The sequence below is a fragment of the Mycobacterium sp. NTMscope_MAC_269 genome (genome assembly GCF_976985695.1).
Map to the genome: position 1 here is coordinate 2,427,359 of NZ_OZ335668.1, position 17,993 is coordinate 2,445,351.

Sequence of the window (17,993 nt, forward strand, 5' to 3'; positions counted from 1 at the left end):
CTAGGAGTCCAACCTTTCGAGCATCGCGAGCGTTGAGTGGTGCGCGCCGTTGGCGGCGCCGGTGCGCTCGATGGGCGGCGGCGTTGGGCCGCCGGGTGAGTCGGCGCGCAGCGCGTCGATCAGCTCGTTGACGGTGATGCCACCGAGCATGCGGGCCACCGGAACCGAATTCCCCACCGTCCGGCGCAGCCGCTTACGTAAATCGAGGGCAAGCAACGAGTCCACCCCGAGGTCGATGAGCGGAGCGCCCGGATCGATCGACAACAAATCGTCCAGGTGCAGCGTCGCGGCCAACTCGGCCCGCACCACGTCGGCGAGCGGCTTCGCCACAACGACGTCGTCGGTCGCGCCCTGCTCACCGGCCTGCGCAGCGCTGAACGGCATTGGCATTCCCTGGCTTTCGAAGAACACCTGCAACCGGTCGAAGTCGGCGTCGAAAATGAGCGGATCGCCGTCGTAGCGGTACAGGCTGGCCTCGATCGCCGCCTCCGGCTCCATCGCCACCAGACCCGAGCGTTCGGTGCGGGTGATCTCGTTGCCGACCACCACCCCGGCGCCCTGCCATAGCCCCCATCGGATCGCCGTGCAGTCGCGGCCTTCGCGACGCAACTGCGCGGCGAGCACATCGAGCATCCGGTTGGACGCCGCGTAGGCCGCATGGCTGTAGCCGCCCCAGGTCCCGAACACCGAGGAGCAGGCGAGGATTCGGCAGTCCGGCCGCAGTGGCCAAACCTTGGCGATCGACGCCAATCCGCGGACCTTGGCGGCGCACACCACCGCCACATCACCACCGGTGAGGTCGGAGCGCGAGCGCGCCTGCGCGATGCCCGCGGTGTGGATCAGCAGTGACGCCCCCGAACCCGCGTGGGTGTCGGCCACGGCGGCCAACGCGGCGCGGTCGGTGATATCGCATTGTGGGGCGCGCACGTCGGCCCCGTGGATGTCGGCGAGCTCGCGCAGCGCGACCGGGTCCACGCCGTTGCGGCTCAACAGGGTGACGGTCCGCGCCCCGCGTTCGAGGCAGTACCGCGCATACTGCAGCCCGATCGCCCCGCTGCCGCCGGTGATCACCACGTGGTCGAGGGTGGCGGCATCCAGGGGCCGGCTTATCGCGGATTGGTGGCAGGCGCGGAATGTTCGGACGTGGTGCCGCGGTAATGCGCCGCCCCGCAGCGCGACCTCGGCCGCTTCGCCCGACAACACGTCGGCGACGACCCGCGCGGTCGCGGCGTCCACGTCTCGGCGCTCGAGGTCCAGATGCCCGAAGGCCTGGTCCGGGAATTCGAATCCGACGCTGCGATGCATCGCCGCCAGGGCCGCCTGCGCCGGCGAGACGTTCGCGTCATCCCGATCGATGTGTTCGGCGCCGACGGTCAGGAGCCAGACGGCCCGGCATCGCGGGCCGATGAGCGCGGGGTAATCGGGCAGCCCGGCATCGGGCCGGGCGGCGATTTCCTCGATCGCGGCGGTGGCGTCGAGCTGGTCGAGGCCGGGCGCCACTATTGCGAGGACCTCCGCCTCGCTCGGCGCCACCACGCGGCAGTCGCCGTGTGCCGCAACGGCGTCGGCCAGCGGCCGGGTCAGCGCGTCCGTACCGACGAAGCCGATGTCGGGACGGGTCGCGCTCGCAGCGAGGGGCGCGGTGGTGTGGTGCCAGTCTTCGACGGCCACGGTGAGCGCGGGCCCCGAGGCGGGTTCGCTCGCTCGTTCCGGGGCCGCCCAGAGGTGCACCGCGCGCATCGGCGCATTCGGGAACCCCCGCAGCGTGGCCTGGTCACCCGCCGGGACTGCATCGGTCCAGCGACAGCCGGGGTCGGCGGTCGCGACGGCGGCGATGCTCGCCGAGAGCGATTCGGTGATCGGCCTGTCGCGGTGCCCCGAGCCGACCATCACCGACTCGTCGTCGACGATGTCGCCCAGCGGATAGAGCAGTGAGGGGTGCGCCGAGAGTTCCACGAACGTATCGGCCCCGCAGGTGCGGGCGTACTGCACGGCGAGATCGAATCGCACGGTGCCGCAGAGGTTCTCATACCAGTATTCCGAGAAATCGGTCGCTTCGCCCAGCTCGGCGCCCAGGGTGGAGCCGACGAAGCGCACCGGCCCGTCCCGGAACTTTGACTGCGGGGTCAGCTCGGCCAGGCCGGCGCGCAGCGGGCGTAGTGCGCTGGTGTGTCCGGGATAGTCGACGGACAGTTGGTGGGTGAAGATGTCGCGCTGTTGTGCGAGCCGCACCGCGGCGGCCACCGCGTCGTGGTCGCCGGCGACCACGGTCGACGACGGCCCGTTGACCGCCGAAACTTCCACCCAGCCGGGTGCCTCGGCCAGCAGCGCTTCGGCGATATCGAGGCCGGTGCCCAGCACCGCCATCGCGTAGCGGCCCGTCAGGCGGCCGACCACGGTCGCGCGGGCGACGACCAGTGCGACGGCGTCGGGCAGCGAGATCGCTTCGGCCACATAGGCCGCCGCCACTTCACCGAGGCTGTGGCCGATGGTGATATCGGGCAGCACCCCGCAGCATCGCCACGCCTCGGCCAGGCTGACCGCGTGGGTGAACTGCGCTCCCTGAATCTCGGGACGCGACCAGCTGCGCTCTTCCTGCCCGACCAGATACGGGAGCGGCGAAGCAAATCCGGCGAGCAGGAACGCTTCCGCGCACAGGTCGGCTGCCTCGCGGTAGGCGGGCAACTGCCGGTAGGCGTCGGCGCCCATCGCCTGCCATTGGTTGCCCTGGCCGGGGAACACGAACGCGATGCGGGGCGGCGTCGTCTTCGCGGACCGCGTGACCATCTCGTGTTCTTCGCCGCGCGCGATCGCCGACAGGCCGGCGGCGAGCTCGGCACCGTCGGCTGCCCGCAGCACGGCGCGGTGCCGTCGCGGGCGGCGCAGCCGCAGCAGGGTGGATGCGACCGCGGCGGCCGCGTTCGGTGAGTCGATGCGGCCCACATAATCGAGGATCGCCGCCGCGTCTTGGCGGATCAGCTCCGGGTCGTGGGAACTCAGCAGCACCGGGACGCGCCCGTCCGGCAGATGATGGGTGAGCATCACGCGACCTCAGGGGCGGAGACGATCAAATGCGCGTTGGTGCCGGCGATCCCGAACGCGGACGCCGCGGCGATGCGCTGACCGTCGGTCGCGGGCCAGGGCGTCAGAGTCTGCGCCAGCCGCAAACCCTGTTTGTCCCACTCGATTTCGGGGCTGGCGTTCTCGGCGTGCAGGGTGGGCGGGACGGCGCCGTGTTCTGCCGAGACCAGCACCTTGGCCAGTCCCAGCGCGCCGGCGGCGGCCAACGAGTGCCCCACGTTCGACTTCACCGACCCCAGCAGGGCCCCCGCGCCGGCTTCGGTGTCACCGTAGGTCTGTGCCAGCGAGCGCAATTCGGTGCGGTCGCCGAGCCGGGTGCCGGTGCCGTGCCCCTCGATCATGCCCACCTCGGCGGGCTTGACCCCGGCCTGGGTGATGGCCCGTTGGAACAGGCGCACCTGGGCGTCTCCGCTGGGCGCACTGAGCCCGGCGCTGCGCCCGTCCTGGTTGATGGCGGTGGCCCGCACCTCGGCCAGAATCCGTCGGCCGGCACGCAGCGCGGCCGATTTGCGTTGCAGCACAAACATCGCCGCCCCCTCGGCCCATACGGTTCCGCTGGCCTGCGCGCTGTAGGGGCGGCAGTACCCGTCGTCGGAGAGGGCGTGTTGTTTGGAAAACTCGACGAAGAAACCGGGTGAGCCGAGCACGTTGACCCCGCCCGCGATGGCCATGTCGCAATCGTCGTTCTGCAGGGAACGCACCGCGACGTGGAAGGCCACCAGCGCCGACGCGCATGAGGAATCGAGCGTCAGCGCCGGACCGGCCAGCCCCAGCGTGTAGGCGATGCGGCCCGAGATGACGCTGAGGGCGGTCCCGGCGAGCAGATGGCCGCTGTGTTCGGAAAACCTGGCCATCTCAGGCCCGTAGCCCGTGGCGGAGGCGCCCACGAAGCAGCCCACGTCGTGCCCGGCAAGGTCGTCGGGATTGATGCCGCTGTTTTCCAGGGCCCGCCAGGCCACCCGGAGCGACACTCGCTGCTGAGGGTCCATCACCACGGCCTCGCGCGGCGAGATGCCGAAGAATTCGGGATCGAAGGTGGCTGCCCCGCGCAGGAATCCACCGCGATCGTGAATCTCTTTGAAACCGCTTCGGCGCGATCCGGCCAGCAGTTCGCGCACCGCCCAACCGCGGTCGGTGGGAAACGGCCCCAGCGCCTCACGGCCGTGCACCAGCAGATCCCAGTAACCTTCGGCGTTTTCGATGCCGCCGGGCGCCTCGACACCCATCCCCACGATCACGACAGGGTCGGCGGCCCCCATTTCGGGGCGGCCGTCGAACCCGTTCTCCGACATCGGCATCATCCGGCATTCACCTGCGCGGCGACCGCCTCGACGTGGTCGTAGACGTAGAAGTGCCCGCCGTCATACAGCGACATGGCAAAGGATCCGGCTGTGTGCCTGTCCCACTGGCGCAGCACACCGGTCCCGATGCGGTGGTCGTCATGGCCACCCAACACGTGGATGTCCGCGCGGATGCGCACGTCCGGGCTGGGGTCGTAACGGTTGAAGGCCTGGTAATCGGCGCGCACCGCGGTGGTCAGCAGTTCCGAAAACTCCTCGTCGGCAAGCAGTTCCGGATCGGTGCCGCCCAGATCGGCGATGTCGGCCAGCACCCCGTCGTCGCTGGTGGGCAGTTCAGGCATGTCGGCGACGACGCATGGCGGCGGGCCCGCCGACACCCAGAGTTTGCGCACGGCCGCTCCGTGCGTCTCGGCTACGCGCGCGAATTCGAAGGCGACGACGGCTCCCATGCTGTGGCCGAACAACGTCAGTGGTGCGACGCTGAGCCAGGGTGCGGCCTGGAAGAGGCTGGCCGCGAGGTCGTGCACGCTTTCGTGTGCGGGTTCGCTGAGTCTGTCGGCCCGCTGGGGGTACTGCACGACGTAGGTATCACCGCCGGCGGCCAGCGCCGTTGCCAGCACCCGATAACTCGCGGCGGCCGCACCGGCGTGCGGGAACACCACGGTGGCACCCACTGAGCCGTCGCTGCGGCCCTGGGTCAGCTTGATCCAGGACGGGAACGTGGTAGACACGGTGATCAGATTATTCAATGTCATTGCGCCGTTTACGATTTCGCGGGTTGCTGAGAGGCCGCCAGAACCGACTCGGCGTCCATGCCGACAACCTCCAGGTATAGCTCGGCGACCTGGTCGAGCCGGCCGGGGTCGCCCTCGGCGGCACTGAGGATCGCGGCCAGCGCCGACACTGTTCGGTTGGCGAAGATGTCGGCGACCATGATGTCCGGCGCATCCAGCCAGGCCCGAATTCGCGCCACCGCCTGTGTGGCCAGCACCGAATCACCGCCGAGGGCGAAGAAGTCGTCGTCGATGCCCACGTTCTGCCGGCCGAGCAGATCACCCACGATCATGGCCAGCGCGGATTCCAGCGGCGTGGTCGGCGCGCGGTGGCCCGGCCGCTGCGATTGCGAAACGGCGCTTTCCAATTCGCGCGCCACGGCGCGCCGGTCGAGCTTTCCCGCATCGGTGAAGCCGATCCGCTCCACCACCGTGATGTGGCGCGGGATCATGTGTGCGGGAACGAGGTCTGCGAGAGACTGCCGGATTCCCTCGGCGGTCAGTGCAGCGTCGTCCGCGCATACCTGCGCGGCCAGCACGTCGGATTCCCCTGACACCGCGATCAAGGCGGCCACCGCCGTGCGGATCCCGGGCACGCGCCGCAACGCGGTCTCGACCTCGCCCAACTCGACGCGGTACCCGCTGATCTTGACGCGGTGGTCGGCGCGGCCGATGAATTCGAGCGTGCCGTCCGGCCAGTAGCGGACCAAATCGCCGGTGCGGTACCAGGTTCGGCCCTCATGCTCGACGAAGCGTTCCGCGGTGAGGTCTGGCCGTCCGCGGTAACCGCGCGCGATGCCGCGGCCGGACACCCAGTACTCGCCGGGAACCCAGTCGGGGCAGTCGGCGCCGGTGTCGTCGACGACGCGGCAGGCGTTGTTGGGCAGCGGAACGCCGAAGGGCAGCGCCGTCCAGTCCTCCGGTATCGCCTCGGTCACCTCGAAAATGCTGTTGTGCACCGGAGTTTCGGTGGCTCCCCCAAGGCCCGCGAACCGCACGCCGGGCGCCTCGGCGCGTAACCGGCGCACCACCTCGGGCCGCACCCAGTCACCACCGGTGGGCACCACCCGCACCGAGGACAGCCGCCCGCGACCGACTTCGACCAGCATCTCCAGCCAGCCCGGCATGAAATGCAGCACGGTGACCTGGTGGGTGTCGATGAGCCGGGCCCAGGCATCGGGATCTCGCCGCTGCGCTTCGTCGACCACCACGATGGCCCCGCCGGTGCGCAGGGTGACGAACATGTCCATCACCGAGATGTCGCCCTCCAGGGTCGACAGGGCCAGACATCGATCCGCGGAACCGATCTCGAAGTGGCGGGCGATGAATTCCACGGTGTTCATCGCCCCGTCGTGGGTGACCTCGACGCCCTTGGGCTCCCCGGTCGAGCCGGAGGTGAACAACACGTAGGCGAGCCCGGCGGGATCGATTCTCACCGATTGCATCTCGGCATCCGCGGGGGCGTCGCGAAGGACGTCGGCGAGCAGCACCTCGGGCACCGGCATGGACAGCCGTTGCCCGCCGCACACCACCGCCAGGCGCACCCCCCCGGATTCGAGGATGCGCTCGGCGCGGTCGCGCGGCTGGTCGACGCCGATCGGCAGGTAGACGGCGCCGACGGACAGGATGCCCAGCAGCGCCGGAATCTGCTCCGCGGTTTTGGGGCCCATCACCGCGATGGTGTCGCCGGCGGTGACGCCGGCCGCACGCAACGACGCCGCCACGGCCAGCGCCTGGTCGCGCAGCCGCGCGTAGCTGAGGTCACCCGAACTCGCGAAGACCGCCGGCGCATCGGGCTGCCGCTCGGCCCGCCGAAAGAACCCGTCGTGCAAGGCTTCTCCGCTGGGCTCGGCAGTGCGACCGTTGACCGCCTCACGCACCGCGCGCTGAGCCTCGGGCAGCGCCGAGGGGCCCAGCGCATCCCACGCGTCGTCGGCGGAGGCCAGCCGCAGCAGCTCGTCGATGTGGTAGGCGAACATCGCGTCGATGACCCCGGCGGGGAAGATGCCTTCGCGCACATCCCAATTCACCAGGACGCCGCCGTCGAACTCGGTGACCTGCGCGTCGAGCAGCACCTGCGGCCCCTGGGAGATGATCCATCCCGGTGCGCCGAATTGGCCGGTCACTTCGGAGCTGAACAGCTCGCCGAGTCCGAGCGCACTGGTGAAGACGACGGGCGCGAGCACCTGGGTGCCGCGATGACGGCTGAGGTCGCGCAGCACCGAGAGCCCCGGGTAGGCCGAATGGGCCGCCGCCGTGCGCATCGCGTCCTGCACCACATGCGCCCGCGCGGCCGCGGTGTCCGCGCCGACGAGGTCGACGTCGAGCAGCAGCGAGGAGGTGAAGTCACCGACCAGCGAGTCGACGTCGGGGTGCAGCGCCTGGCGCCCGAACAGCGGGACGTTGAGCAGAAAGCGCGACGTGGTCGACCAGCGGGCCAGGGTGTTGGCGAACCCCGCGGCCAGCGCCATCGCCGGGGTGAATCCCCGCGCCTGGGCGCGGGCGAAGAGCGCGTCGCGGGTCTGCGGGTCCAGCCAGTGCCAGCGCCGGGTGCTCTGATTCGAGCCGAGGCCCCGGGTGGTCGGCAAGGCGGGCGGGTCCGGCAGCTCCGGAAGGCGCTGTGCCCACCAGGCGCGGTCGGCGTCGCGGGCCGGTTGCGGCTGTGCGTCGTCGGCCTCGATGGCTTGGCGGTACTGCCGGTAGGTGTAGTTCAGTTCGGGCAACTCGCGGCCGCGGTAGAGCGCCGCCAGGTCGGCCATCAGGGTGCGATAGCTCATCGCGTCGGCGGCCTGCATGTCCAGGTCGACGTGGAGCCGGGACCGCTGGTCCGGTAGCAGCGTCACCGCCAGCTCGAACACGGCGTTGTCGAGCTGCTGGTGTGATTTGGCGGCGCGGATGGCGGCGAGGCGCTGATCGACCTCGTCGGTGCCGCGCTCGCGCAGGTCCTCGACGTGGACTGCGAAGGCGCCGCACTCGTCGGCCGGGGCGATGCGCTGGGTGCCGTCGGGCGAGAACCGCACCCGCAGCATCGGATGGCGCCGCGCCAACGCCGTGGCCGCCGTGCGCAGGCGTTCGGGATCGATCGCTCCGCCGTCGAATTCGACGTAGAGGTGCCCCGCGACGCCGCCGAGCTGCTGGTTGTCTTGGCGGCCGACCCACATCGCGTGCTGCATCGGGGCCAGCGCAAAGGGCTCGTCCTCCCCGGTCCGCTGCGCATCCGCGGGCACATCGGCGGGCCCGGCCGGACGATCGGCGCTCGGCTCGGCGGCGGTGACCAATTGCGCCCAGGCCTCGATGGTCGGCGTTTCGGCCAGCGTGGCGAAGTCGACGGCAACGCCCTGGCGGCGCCAGCGCCCGGCCAGGGTCATGATCCGTATCGAGTCCAGGCCCTGACCGATGAGGTTGCTACTCGGCTGAACTGCCTCGACGTCGACGCCGAGCAGTTCGGCCACCTCCGCCCGGATGTCCTCCGAGCGTGCCGGGGCGTGCACCACAGACCCTCCCTGAATTAGCACAGGCTGCCCTAATTTTTTGGTTACCCTATCCTTACTCCCTGCATCCCCGCTACTAAGCCCCCGCCTAAGGAGCCATGACCCCGAACACAACGCCGCCGGCCGCAGTCCTCGACGGGTTCGTGCCGTTCCCCGCGAATCGCGCCGCCGCCTACCGGGCGGCCGGCTACTGGACGGGACGGACGCTGGACACGATCCTGACCGACGCGGCCCGGCAGTGGCCCGACCGAATCGCCGTGCGCGACGCCGTGGGCGGTACCGGCTCCAGTTATGCGGACCTCGACGACCAGGCTAACCGCGCCGCCGGGGGGCTGCGGGCACTGGGTATCGCACCGGGCGACCGGGTGCTGTTGCAGTTGCCGAACAGCTGCCAGTTCGCGGTGGCGTTGTTCGGGCTGCTGCGGGCGGGAGCGATCCCGGTCATGTGCCTGCCGGGACATCGGGCCGCCGAGCTCGGGCATTTTGCCGCGGTCAGCGGGGCCACCGGGCTGCTGATCGCCGATACGGCAGCCGGTTTCGACTACCGAACGATGGCGCTCGGACTCATCGAGGAACACCGGACGCTCCAGCACGTCGTCGTCCACGGCGACCCCGGGCCGTTCACCTCATGGGCGCAGCTGTGTGAACACGCGCCCGCCGGCCCGCCGCGCTCGCCGGGCGACCCGGGATCGCCCGCGCTGCTTCTGGTTTCCGGTGGCACCACGGGCACACCCAAGCTCATCCCCCGCACCCACGACGACTATGTGTTCAACGCGACGGCCAGCGCCGAACTGTGCCGGCTCACCCGCGACGACGTGTATCTGGCGGTGTTGTCGGCCGGCCACAATTTTCCGCTCTCCTGCCCCGGTCTGCTCGGCGCGATGACGGTGGGCGCCACCACCGTGTTCGGCACCGATCCCAGCCCCGAGGCGGCCTTTGACGCCATCGACCGCCACGGCGTCACGGTCACCGCCCTGGTGCCGGCCCTGGCGAAACTGTGGGCGCAGGCCTGCGAGTGGGAACCGGTGACTCCAAAGACCTTGCGGCTCTTGCAGGTCGGTGGCGCCAAGCTGGAGCCCGAGGATGCCCGCTTGGTGCGCACCGCCTTGACGCCGGGCCTGCAGCAGGTGTTCGGGATGGCCGAGGGGCTGTTGAACTACACGCGCCTGGATGATCCGTCCGCACTCACCGAGCACACACAGGGACGCCCATTGTCTGGCGCCGACGAATTGCGCGTGGTCGATGCGGCCGGTGCGCCGGTGCCCCCGGGTAAGGAAGGCGAGCTGCTGGTCCGCGGACCCTACACGTTCAACGGCTACTTTCGCGCCGAGCGCGACAACGAGCGCTGCTTCGACCCCGACGGCTTCTTCCGCAGCGGTGACCTGGTCCGGATCAGCGACGACGGCTACGTGGTGGTCACCGGCCGCGTCAAAGACGTCATCTGCCGCGGCGGCGAAACCATCTCCGCGGCAGACCTCGAGGAGCAGATGCACAGCCACCCGGCGATCTTCTCGGCGGCCGCGGTGGCGCTGCCCGACCCGTATCTCGGCGAAAAGATCTGCGCCGCGGTAGTTTTCAAGGGGCCCGTGCTTTCACTTGCCGAGCTGAACGGCTACCTCGACGAACGTGGCGTGGCCGCGCACGCGCGCCCCGACGTCCTGATTCCGATGGCCACGCTGCCCACCACGCCGATCGGCAAGATCGACAAAAAGGCGATCGCAGGCCAGGTTTCGGCGAGGTAATCAGCACGCCGTGCGGAGCGCTACCCGCGCTCAGCCCAGCGCCGCGTGCAGCTCCGCCAGCAACCGCGCCGTGGTCGCGAAGTCCATGCAGGCATCGGTGACGGATTGGCCGTATGTCAGTTCGCCACTGAGCGATTGGGCGCCGGCCACCAGGAAGCTTTCCAGCATCAGGCCGGCGATACCGCGCTCGCCCGCCGCGATGCGCGCGGTCACCTCGGCGGTGACCTCGGCCTGTCGCACGTGATCTTTGGCGGAGTTGGCGTGTGAACAATCGATCATGACTCGCTCGGACAGTCCGGCCTTGCCCAACCGTTCGATGGCCGCGACCACCGAGGCCGCATCGTAATTCGGGCCTGCGGTACCACCCCGCAGGATCACGTGGCAGTCGGGGTTGCCCATGGTCTCGACGACGGCCGCGCGGCCCACATCGTCGGTTCCGAAGAAATGGTGCGCTGCCGCAGCGGCTTTGACGCCGTCGATGGCGACCTGGATGTTGCCGTCGGTGCCGTTCTTGAATCCGATCGGCATCGACAGCCCCGACGCCAACTGACGATGCACCTGCGATTCGGTGGTCCGGGCGCCGATGGCGCCCCAGGCGACGGCGTCGGCGATGTACTGCGGGCTGGTGGGCTCCAAGAATTCGCAGCCCACGGGGAGGCCGACGTCGATGATGTCGAGCAGCAGCCCTCGCGCGGTGCGGATGCCGCGCTCCACGTCGAAGCTGCCGTCCATGGCCGGGTCGTTGATCAGGCCCTTCCAGCCGACGGTGGTGCGCGGCTTTTCGAAGTAGACGCGCATCACGATCTTCAGCCGCTCGGCGTACTGGGCGGCGAGCGGGGCGAGCCGGCGCGCGTAATCGAGCGCGGCGACGGGATCGTGCACCGAACAGGGGCCGACCACGATGAGCAGTCGGTCGTCGTGGCCGGCCAGGATTGCCGATACCTCGTCGCGGTCGCGCTGGACGGCCTGCGCGCGCGCCGGGGTCAGCGGAAGTTCGGTGCGGATCGCGGCGGGAGCCGAGAGTTCGCGAAACGAGACGATCCGATGGTCGGACGTGTCGACAGCTGTGGGGAAGTCGGTCAGGGACATGGTGGGTGTGTCTTTCTGTGTTGGCTGCCAGGGCACGCCCGCTGGTTCCCGATGCCCTGAAAAGCGAAAAGCAGCGACCTTGTGGTCACTGCTGGGCTCCGGGTCTCAGTCGTGCGGGTGCGTCAACCAGACGCCCCATCGCCGACTCCACCCGGAGCCACGATAAAGCGCCAATAGGCGCGCACGCCGATGTTCACGTGGGCGAACATACCATGTGGGATCCGGGCGGTTGACAGCCCGCCACGGCGCGCGAGGGGACACAGGTCGGCGCGCAATCAGGCGTGGGCGCAAAGCCGTTGTCGCCGCACCTAATCCAGGTCGAGTGCGGCGATCTGCTCGAGGAACGCCCGCGCGGGCGCGGACGCACTCGCGGAGACCGCGACGCCCAGACGTCGCACCGTGCGGGGCACCAGCGGCCGCACCACGACACCGGGCAGATCGGGCAGGCCGGCGCTGGGCAGAATGCTCACCCCGAGCCCGGCTCGCACGATTTCGAGTGTCGCCCCGATCTCGCGCGCTTCGAAGGCAAGGTCGAATTCGATCCCCTGCCGCCGCGCAATCGGCATGAACACGTCGGCGCAGCCGCCGGTTCCGCGAACAAAAGGCTCCGTGGCCAGGTCGGCGTAGGTGATCGTGTCCTGGGATGCCAGCCTGTTGTCGGCCGGCACCACCGCGACCATCTCTTGCACGCCAAGGGACGCCACGTTGAGGCCCTTGCTCGGCAAGCTCACCACGCCGGCTTCGGCGGCGCCTTGATCGAGCCAATCCAATATTTCTTGCCCGCTGCCCTCGAGCAACCGGATGGTGACGGCCGGATGCCGCTGGGCGAACGTCCGGAGCTGCGGCGCCACGAGCGTGGCCGTCGCGGTCGGCAGGCTGGCCAGGCTCAGCGTCCCGGTGATGTCGCCCGCCAATCCGGCGACCTCGGTGCGCATCAACGTCAGCTGCCGCACCGCCTCTCGCGCGTGCGTCACCGCAACGGTTCCGGCTTCGGTCAGCGCGAGGCCGTCGCGGCGGCGAAGGAAAAGCGGCAACCCCAATTCCTTTTCGAGTGTGGCGACGGTGCGACTGACAGCCGGCTGCGACAGCCCCAGCCGGTGGGCGGCCGCGGTGAAGCCACCCTGGTCGACCACCGCGACGAACGTCGTGAGCTGCGACAACGTCGTCATCGATCCTCCATAAGGCCAAGGCCATCAGACATATCAATAACGTTATGCACTCTTGGACTTCCAAAACGTTTGAGTAATCATACAAAGGCGACTTGAAGGAGGGCCACTATGACCGCAAAGCGGGTACTGATCACCGGGGCGTCGAAGGGCATCGGGCGCGCGGTCTCCGACCGTCTCGCGGCGTCCGGCGACGAACCGGTCGGCCTCGCGCGCACCCGTCCGGACGGCTTCCCGGGTGAGTTCTACGCAGTGGACCTCACCGACCAGATAGCCACCGACGCGGCACTCCAGCGAGTCCTGCGGGATGGACGCGTCGACGCCGTGATCAACAATGTCGCCGTGGCACGGTTCGGTCGGATCGGCTCGATCGATCTGGATGACCTGTTCACCACCTACGACCTGAACGTCCGGACCGCCGTGCAGGTCGTCCAAGCGGCGCTGCCCGGGATGCTGGCCGCGGGGTGGGGGCGCATCGTCAACGTCACCAGCATGACGACGCTGGGCACCGCGGAGCGTACGCCCTACGCCGCGACCAAGGCGGCGCTCGAAGCGTGCACGCGGATCTGGGCAGGCGAGCTCGCGCAGTCCGGGATCACTGTCAACGCGGTGGCACCCGGACCCATCGAAACCGAGATGTATCGCGAGCTCAGTCCGGCCGGTTCCGAGCGCGAAGCCCGTCTCCTGCAAACCATTCCGCTGCGCCGGCTTGGCACACCGCGGGAGATCGCGCACGCTATCTGCGCTCTGCTGGACCGGGACGCCGGCTATATCACCGGTCAGATCATTCGCGCCGACGGCGGCGGCAGCATCGCCGCGTGACGCCGCTTGGCGCCGAGGCTCTAACCAGAAAGAGGATCATCATGAGCCACACCGTGTTACAGAATGTCTTCGCACCGGACGAGATCGTCTGGCACGAGACCGATCTGGGTCCCAACTTCTGGATCAGTGACGAGTTGGTCGGCGCCGCGTACTCCAGGATGTTCAGTGCGCAAATGACGAAGTTCGGTCCCGGCGGCGGATCCTCGGCGCATCACCACGACTACAACCACGCCTTTTACTTTTTCAGCGGCACCGGCCGCGTGCAGTTAGGCGGCCAGTTCTGGGAAACCGAGCCGGGCACCTTCGTCAAGGTCCCGGCCAACGTCGTGCACAGTCTCGCCAACACGGGCGCAGACGACCTTGTGTTCCTCGTCGTCTACGACCCGCCGCACGTGGCGACCGACTAGATGGCCGAGTACCACCGCTAGCGCGCGCCGAGAAGTCGTCGCTTCTGTTCGGTGAATTCCGTGTCCGTCAACGCTCCGCTGGCGCGCAGTTCGGCGAGTTTGCCTAGCACGTCGGTGATCTCACGCAACTCCGCAGCCGATCCGGCGCGTCTGACCTGGCCGCGCTCTTGCAGAGCCGCCGCGGGCGCTTGATGGCCGGCAGCGTGGTCCTTGTCCGCTGGGCGGCGATCCCTGGAATCTGCGCGCCCGGGCATGGCCATCAACGGCGCACCGCCCAACAAGGGCATCTGGCCGAACAGTCCAGGGCCAGGGCGGCTCGCCGGGATGGCGTTGGGCGCCTCGAACCCGGTGAGGCGCAATTCGGGGGCCGCTGTGGACCATCCCTGCGGCACCGACAAGCCGCCCAGCGAGGGCGCGCGACCCATCCCGGCCGACACCGTCGTCGCCGCTCCCGGCGCGCGCGACACCGCCGGATTGCCCACCTTGTCCGGCGCCGCCGTTGTCTTCACATTGGCACCCGACTCGGCAAGTTCGTGTTCCGCCTCAGAAATAAACCCCGCGGCACCCGATACCCCGATCAGCCCAACACCGTCTCCCAAAAACCCGGAGCCGAGCGAGACCAGGTTGTAGGGATTCATGAAGCTCGAGAAGTCGTTGAGACCCCCGGACGACGTCAGGCTTTGTAGCGCATTCGGCACCGCGGACATCGCGCTGCTGGTCGGCAATCCCGACTGCGCCTGTCCGGCCGAGGTGCCGGCGGCCTGGGCGACGGCGCCGCTCTGCGCGGAAAGTCCGCCCTGGTTGGTGGTTTGCCGCGGCGGGGTGAAGGGCGTGACCTGCGAGGCCGCTCGCGAGGCACCGGCGTAGCCATACATCGCGGCGACGTCCTGGGCCCACATCTCGCTGTAGGCGACTTCGGTGGCCGCGATCGCCGGCATGTTCTGGCCCAGATAGTTGGTGGCGACCAGTGACGTCAGCTGGGAACGGTTCGCCGCAATCTCTGGTGGCGGCACGGTCATCGCGTGGGCCGATTCGTAGGCCGCCGCAGCCGCTTTGGCTTGGGCACCGGCCTGCGTAGCCTGCTCGGCGGTGGCGCTCAGCCATGCCATGTGCGGTGCGGCCGCCGCGGCCGCCGTCGCGGCCGTCGGCCCCTGCCACGGCTCGCTGGTCAGCCCCGAGATCACCGATTCGATGCTGGCCGCCGTGGCGTGCAGCTCGTTGGCCAGCTGATCCCATGCCGTCGCCGCCGCCAGCATCGATCCCGAGCCGGGGCCCGCGTACATGCGTCCGGAGTTGACCTCCGGCGGCAGCACCGCGAAATCCATTCAGCTCCCCTGGGATCGTGGGGCGGCCATCCGTCCGCCCCGGGACACGGTCCTCCGCGTACCACGCGCTCCCGATTCTTAATCCTGTATCAACGGGTGCGCCCAGCGCCTTTGACCGCGGAGCGCCTCGCTCAATGATGCTGCTGCGCTGGCACTTTTGGGTCTGCCACAAGCCGCCGCCCTCCCCCGCCGCCGGTAACCGCGCAAAATAGTGTTCATGTTCACACCGCGGGACTGCGGGTCGCGACTGTGCCTATCAGTTCGAGCCGACACGCGTAGTCAGCAAAGGTGCTGCGCCACAGCGTGATCGGCGTACCGGTAGCCCGAATCCCACCATTGCGTCGAGGATGGCTTGGCTCCGGCGGGTGATCACGTGGTCGTCGACGGAGGCCGGGCGTGGAAGTTGGGCGGCGATCCCGATGATCGCCGAGCCCACGATGTGCCACATCGCCGCGACCGCGACGACGCCGTTGCTGATTGCGTACACCGAGTCGAACAGCCGCGTCAGGCTTCGGTGGCAGCGATGCGCTACCCAAATCGCCAGCGCCGCTTCGTTCGGCACCGTGAGTACGCTCTCCCGGCGCGAGCGCCACCCCAAGGCGTCGCCACGGGGCGCGGCCACGCAGGGATCGTCGGGCAGCACGCGCAGGGTGGGATCCACCACGGCGGCCCAATCGATCCCACCGTCTCGATCGCGGTGCAACCAAAGATTCTCCACGCCCACGTCCCACGCTCTTCCCTCCAGCAGCACCAGCGGCAGCATTCGCCCGATGACCTCGTGGATGAGGCTGGCCACCAACTGCCGCGCGGCGGCGTGGGGACCGATGGTGCCCGCGGCTTCGTCGAACATCGCTTGCAACACGATGTCGGTCCGCGTCGAATCGAGGCACCACCAGCGATGTCGCGCGACATCGTCGAGCACGGCGATGCCATACACCAACGGGCACGCGGGAAACAGGGCGCGCAGGCGACGGCTGGATTCATGCACCGGCAGCTCCCGGCGGATGTCCATCCCCGCTATCAGCGGATGGTGAATCGCGGTGCGCATGCGGACAACCTCCCGATTGTGATTAGGTTAGGCTACCCTAATGCACTGGGCTAGGGCCCGCGTCCCCGCCCGGCCCGCGACACAGGTCCGCGCACACAGAGGAAGCGACCATGACCGCCCAACCGAAGTTCTCGTTGATCGTGGGTTACGGCACCGACATGGGTAACGCCGAGGACGCGGCCATGTCATTCGCCGAGGCCGTCCAGCAAGCCGTGGGCATCAAATCGGAAGCCATTGAGCTCAACCAGGTCGACATCGCCGACCTGCAATCGGCGAGCCATTTCATCGTGGTCACCTCGACCTTCGGCGAAGGCGAGTTCCCGGATAGCGCAGCGCTGTTCTGGGAGGCACTCAGCGCCGAAACCGCCGACCGGCTCGACCATTTGAAGTTCGCCGTGTTCGCCCTCGGCGACAGCAGCTACGAGCTTTTTTGCAACGCGGGCCGTCTCCTCGACGAGCGCCTGGAAACGCTGGGAGCGATCAGGCTGACCCCGCGTGTCGATGTGGACGGCGCCTACGAACAACTCGCAAGGGCATGGACGACCGACCTGGTCAAGTTGCTGGTCGCCGACCACGCTCCAGCCGCACCAGTTGCCGTGACGGCGGCGGAGGCGACGCTACCCGAGCCTCCCCCGCCGAGCCGGGATCGCCCGCACCGTTTCGACGCGCCGATAGTGGTCAACCGGCTGCTCAGCGCGCCCGGATCGGAGAAGGAGGTTCGCCATTACGAGTTGGACCTCACCGGTGCCGGAATCACCTACAGCGCAGGCGATTCGATTGCCGTGCATGTCACCAACGATCCCGACTTGGTCGACGAAGTGCTCGCCGAACTCGATGTGGGCCCCGGCGACGAGGTCTCCGGCTACGACGAGCCACTCGGCGTCCTGTTGGCCCAGCGTCTCGATATCCGGACGCCGTCGCGGGCGCTGCAGGCGCTGGTGGCATCGCGCGCCAGCGACGCCGACGCGGTCGCCGCCCTCGCTGGTGACGGCGCCGTGAAGCCGGGTTCGTGGTTGTATGGCAGAGACGTGCTCGACCTGATCAGGCTGGGCGAGCTCAGTGTCGATGAACTGGTGGATACCCTGCGCCCCTTGCAGTTCCGTGACTACTCGATCGCATCGAGCCCCCTGGCCCATCCCGATCGGGTGCACTTGACGGTGGCGACGGTCCGGTACACCGCCCGCAATCGCCGGTACGGCGGAGTAGCCTCGACCTTCCTGGCCGACCGCTGCGAGACGGCACGCGTGCACCTGCGACCGAATCACTTTTTCCGCCTGCCAGGCGCTGACGTCCCGATCATCATGGTTGGTCCGGGGACGGGCATCGCGCCGTTCCGCGGCTTTCTGCAGGAACGCCAGGCCACCCGAGCGCCGGGCCGCGCGTGGCTGTTCTTCGGCGCGCGGAATAGGGCCACGGACTTCCTTTACGCCGACGAACTGCACGGCTTCGGCGAATCGGGCGTGCTCACCCGACTCGACCTGGCATTTTCTCGCGACCGAGACAGCCACGCCGTCAAACAGTATGTGCAGCACAGCATGTGGGCAAATGCCGACGAAGTCTTCGGCTGGCTCCAGGAGGGTGCGCACGTGTACGTGTGCGGCGACGCCGAGCGAATGGCCAAGGATGTCGACGAGACGCTGCGCGCCCTCGTGGCCCGCGCCGGCCGGATGGAGGCCGAGGCCGCTCACGCGTACGTCAACGAGCTGATCAAGGATCACCGGTATGTGCGCGATGTCTATTGACAACCG

Annotated in this window: 12 protein-coding genes; 4 read left to right on the plus strand and 8 right to left on the minus strand. The window is 68.9% G+C overall.

From position 1 onward, the window contains the following. From mbtD to ACZ50Z_RS11365, 4 genes are read right to left on the minus strand one after another with little or no spacing between them, the layout of a single operon-like run. Positions 1 to 3,042: a mycobactin polyketide synthase MbtD gene (gene mbtD, locus ACZ50Z_RS11350; protein WP_464483635.1), complete on the minus strand. Its 3,042-nt coding sequence runs from the start codon at positions 3,040 to 3,042 to the stop codon at positions 1 to 3. Further along, positions 3,042 to 4,382 carry a beta-ketoacyl [acyl carrier protein] synthase domain-containing protein gene (locus tag ACZ50Z_RS11355; RefSeq protein WP_464483636.1) on the minus strand — a complete coding sequence of 447 codons (1,341 nt, stop codon included), beginning with the start codon at positions 4,380 to 4,382 and terminating at the stop codon, positions 3,042 to 3,044. The genes mbtD and ACZ50Z_RS11355 overlap by 1 nt, the downstream gene beginning before the upstream one ends. Further along, positions 4,379 to 5,137, minus strand: a complete 759-nt coding sequence (locus ACZ50Z_RS11360; RefSeq protein ID WP_464483637.1) for a thioesterase II family protein — start codon at positions 5,135 to 5,137, stop codon at positions 4,379 to 4,381. The genes ACZ50Z_RS11355 and ACZ50Z_RS11360 overlap by 4 nt, the downstream gene beginning before the upstream one ends. Positions 5,138 to 5,145: 8 nt before the next feature. Further along, positions 5,146 to 8,649 carry a non-ribosomal peptide synthetase gene (locus tag ACZ50Z_RS11365; RefSeq protein ID WP_464483638.1) on the minus strand — a complete coding sequence of 1,168 codons (3,504 nt, stop codon included), beginning with the start codon at positions 8,647 to 8,649 and terminating at the stop codon, positions 5,146 to 5,148. A gap of 95 nt (positions 8,650 to 8,744) precedes the next feature. On the opposite strand from ACZ50Z_RS11365, the gene ACZ50Z_RS11370 reads away from it, so the two are divergent. Then, a complete protein-coding gene (locus tag ACZ50Z_RS11370) occupies positions 8,745 to 10,388 on the plus strand; it encodes a (2,3-dihydroxybenzoyl)adenylate synthase (RefSeq protein ID WP_464483639.1) in 1,644 nt (547 codons plus the stop codon). 30 nt (positions 10,389 to 10,418) lie between these two features. On the opposite strand, the gene ACZ50Z_RS11375 is transcribed toward ACZ50Z_RS11370, so the two are convergent. Together ACZ50Z_RS11375 and ACZ50Z_RS11380 are read right to left on the minus strand one after the other, a co-directional pair. Further along, entirely contained in the window at positions 10,419 to 11,477 is a 1,059-nt protein-coding gene (locus ACZ50Z_RS11375; RefSeq protein ID WP_464483640.1) for a 3-deoxy-7-phosphoheptulonate synthase, read from the minus strand. A 308-nt stretch (positions 11,478 to 11,785) separates the two neighbouring features. Beyond that, entirely contained in the window at positions 11,786 to 12,646 is an 861-nt protein-coding gene (locus ACZ50Z_RS11380) for a LysR family transcriptional regulator (protein ID WP_464483641.1), read from the minus strand. A 108-nt stretch (positions 12,647 to 12,754) separates the two neighbouring features. Here ACZ50Z_RS11380 and ACZ50Z_RS11385 point away from each other — a divergent pair, with 108 nt between their 5' ends. Both ACZ50Z_RS11385 and ACZ50Z_RS11390 read left to right on the plus strand, forming a co-directional pair. Continuing rightward, on the plus strand, positions 12,755 to 13,465 hold the full coding sequence (locus ACZ50Z_RS11385) for an SDR family oxidoreductase (RefSeq protein WP_464483642.1): 711 nt from the start codon (positions 12,755 to 12,757) through the stop codon (positions 13,463 to 13,465). Positions 13,466 to 13,506: 41 nt separating this feature from the next. Beyond that, complete coding sequence (locus tag ACZ50Z_RS11390; protein WP_464483643.1) at positions 13,507 to 13,872, plus strand: cupin domain-containing protein; 366 nt, start codon at positions 13,507 to 13,509, stop codon at positions 13,870 to 13,872. Between the two features lie 17 nt (positions 13,873 to 13,889). On the opposite strand, the gene ACZ50Z_RS11395 is transcribed toward ACZ50Z_RS11390, so the two are convergent. Together ACZ50Z_RS11395 and ACZ50Z_RS11400 are read right to left on the minus strand one after the other, a co-directional pair. Next, positions 13,890 to 15,197: a PPE family protein, SVP subgroup gene (locus tag ACZ50Z_RS11395; protein ID WP_464483644.1), complete on the minus strand. Its 1,308-nt coding sequence runs from the start codon at positions 15,195 to 15,197 to the stop codon at positions 13,890 to 13,892. Between the two features lie 256 nt (positions 15,198 to 15,453). Further along, a complete protein-coding gene (locus tag ACZ50Z_RS11400; protein ID WP_464483645.1) occupies positions 15,454 to 16,245 on the minus strand; it encodes an iron reductase in 792 nt (263 codons plus the stop codon). 110 nt (positions 16,246 to 16,355) lie between these two features. Between ACZ50Z_RS11400 and ACZ50Z_RS11405 the strand changes: the two genes are divergently transcribed. After that, positions 16,356 to 17,987, plus strand: a complete 1,632-nt coding sequence (locus ACZ50Z_RS11405; RefSeq protein ID WP_464483646.1) for a diflavin oxidoreductase — start codon at positions 16,356 to 16,358, stop codon at positions 17,985 to 17,987. The last annotated feature ends 6 nt before the right edge of the window (positions 17,988 to 17,993 follow it).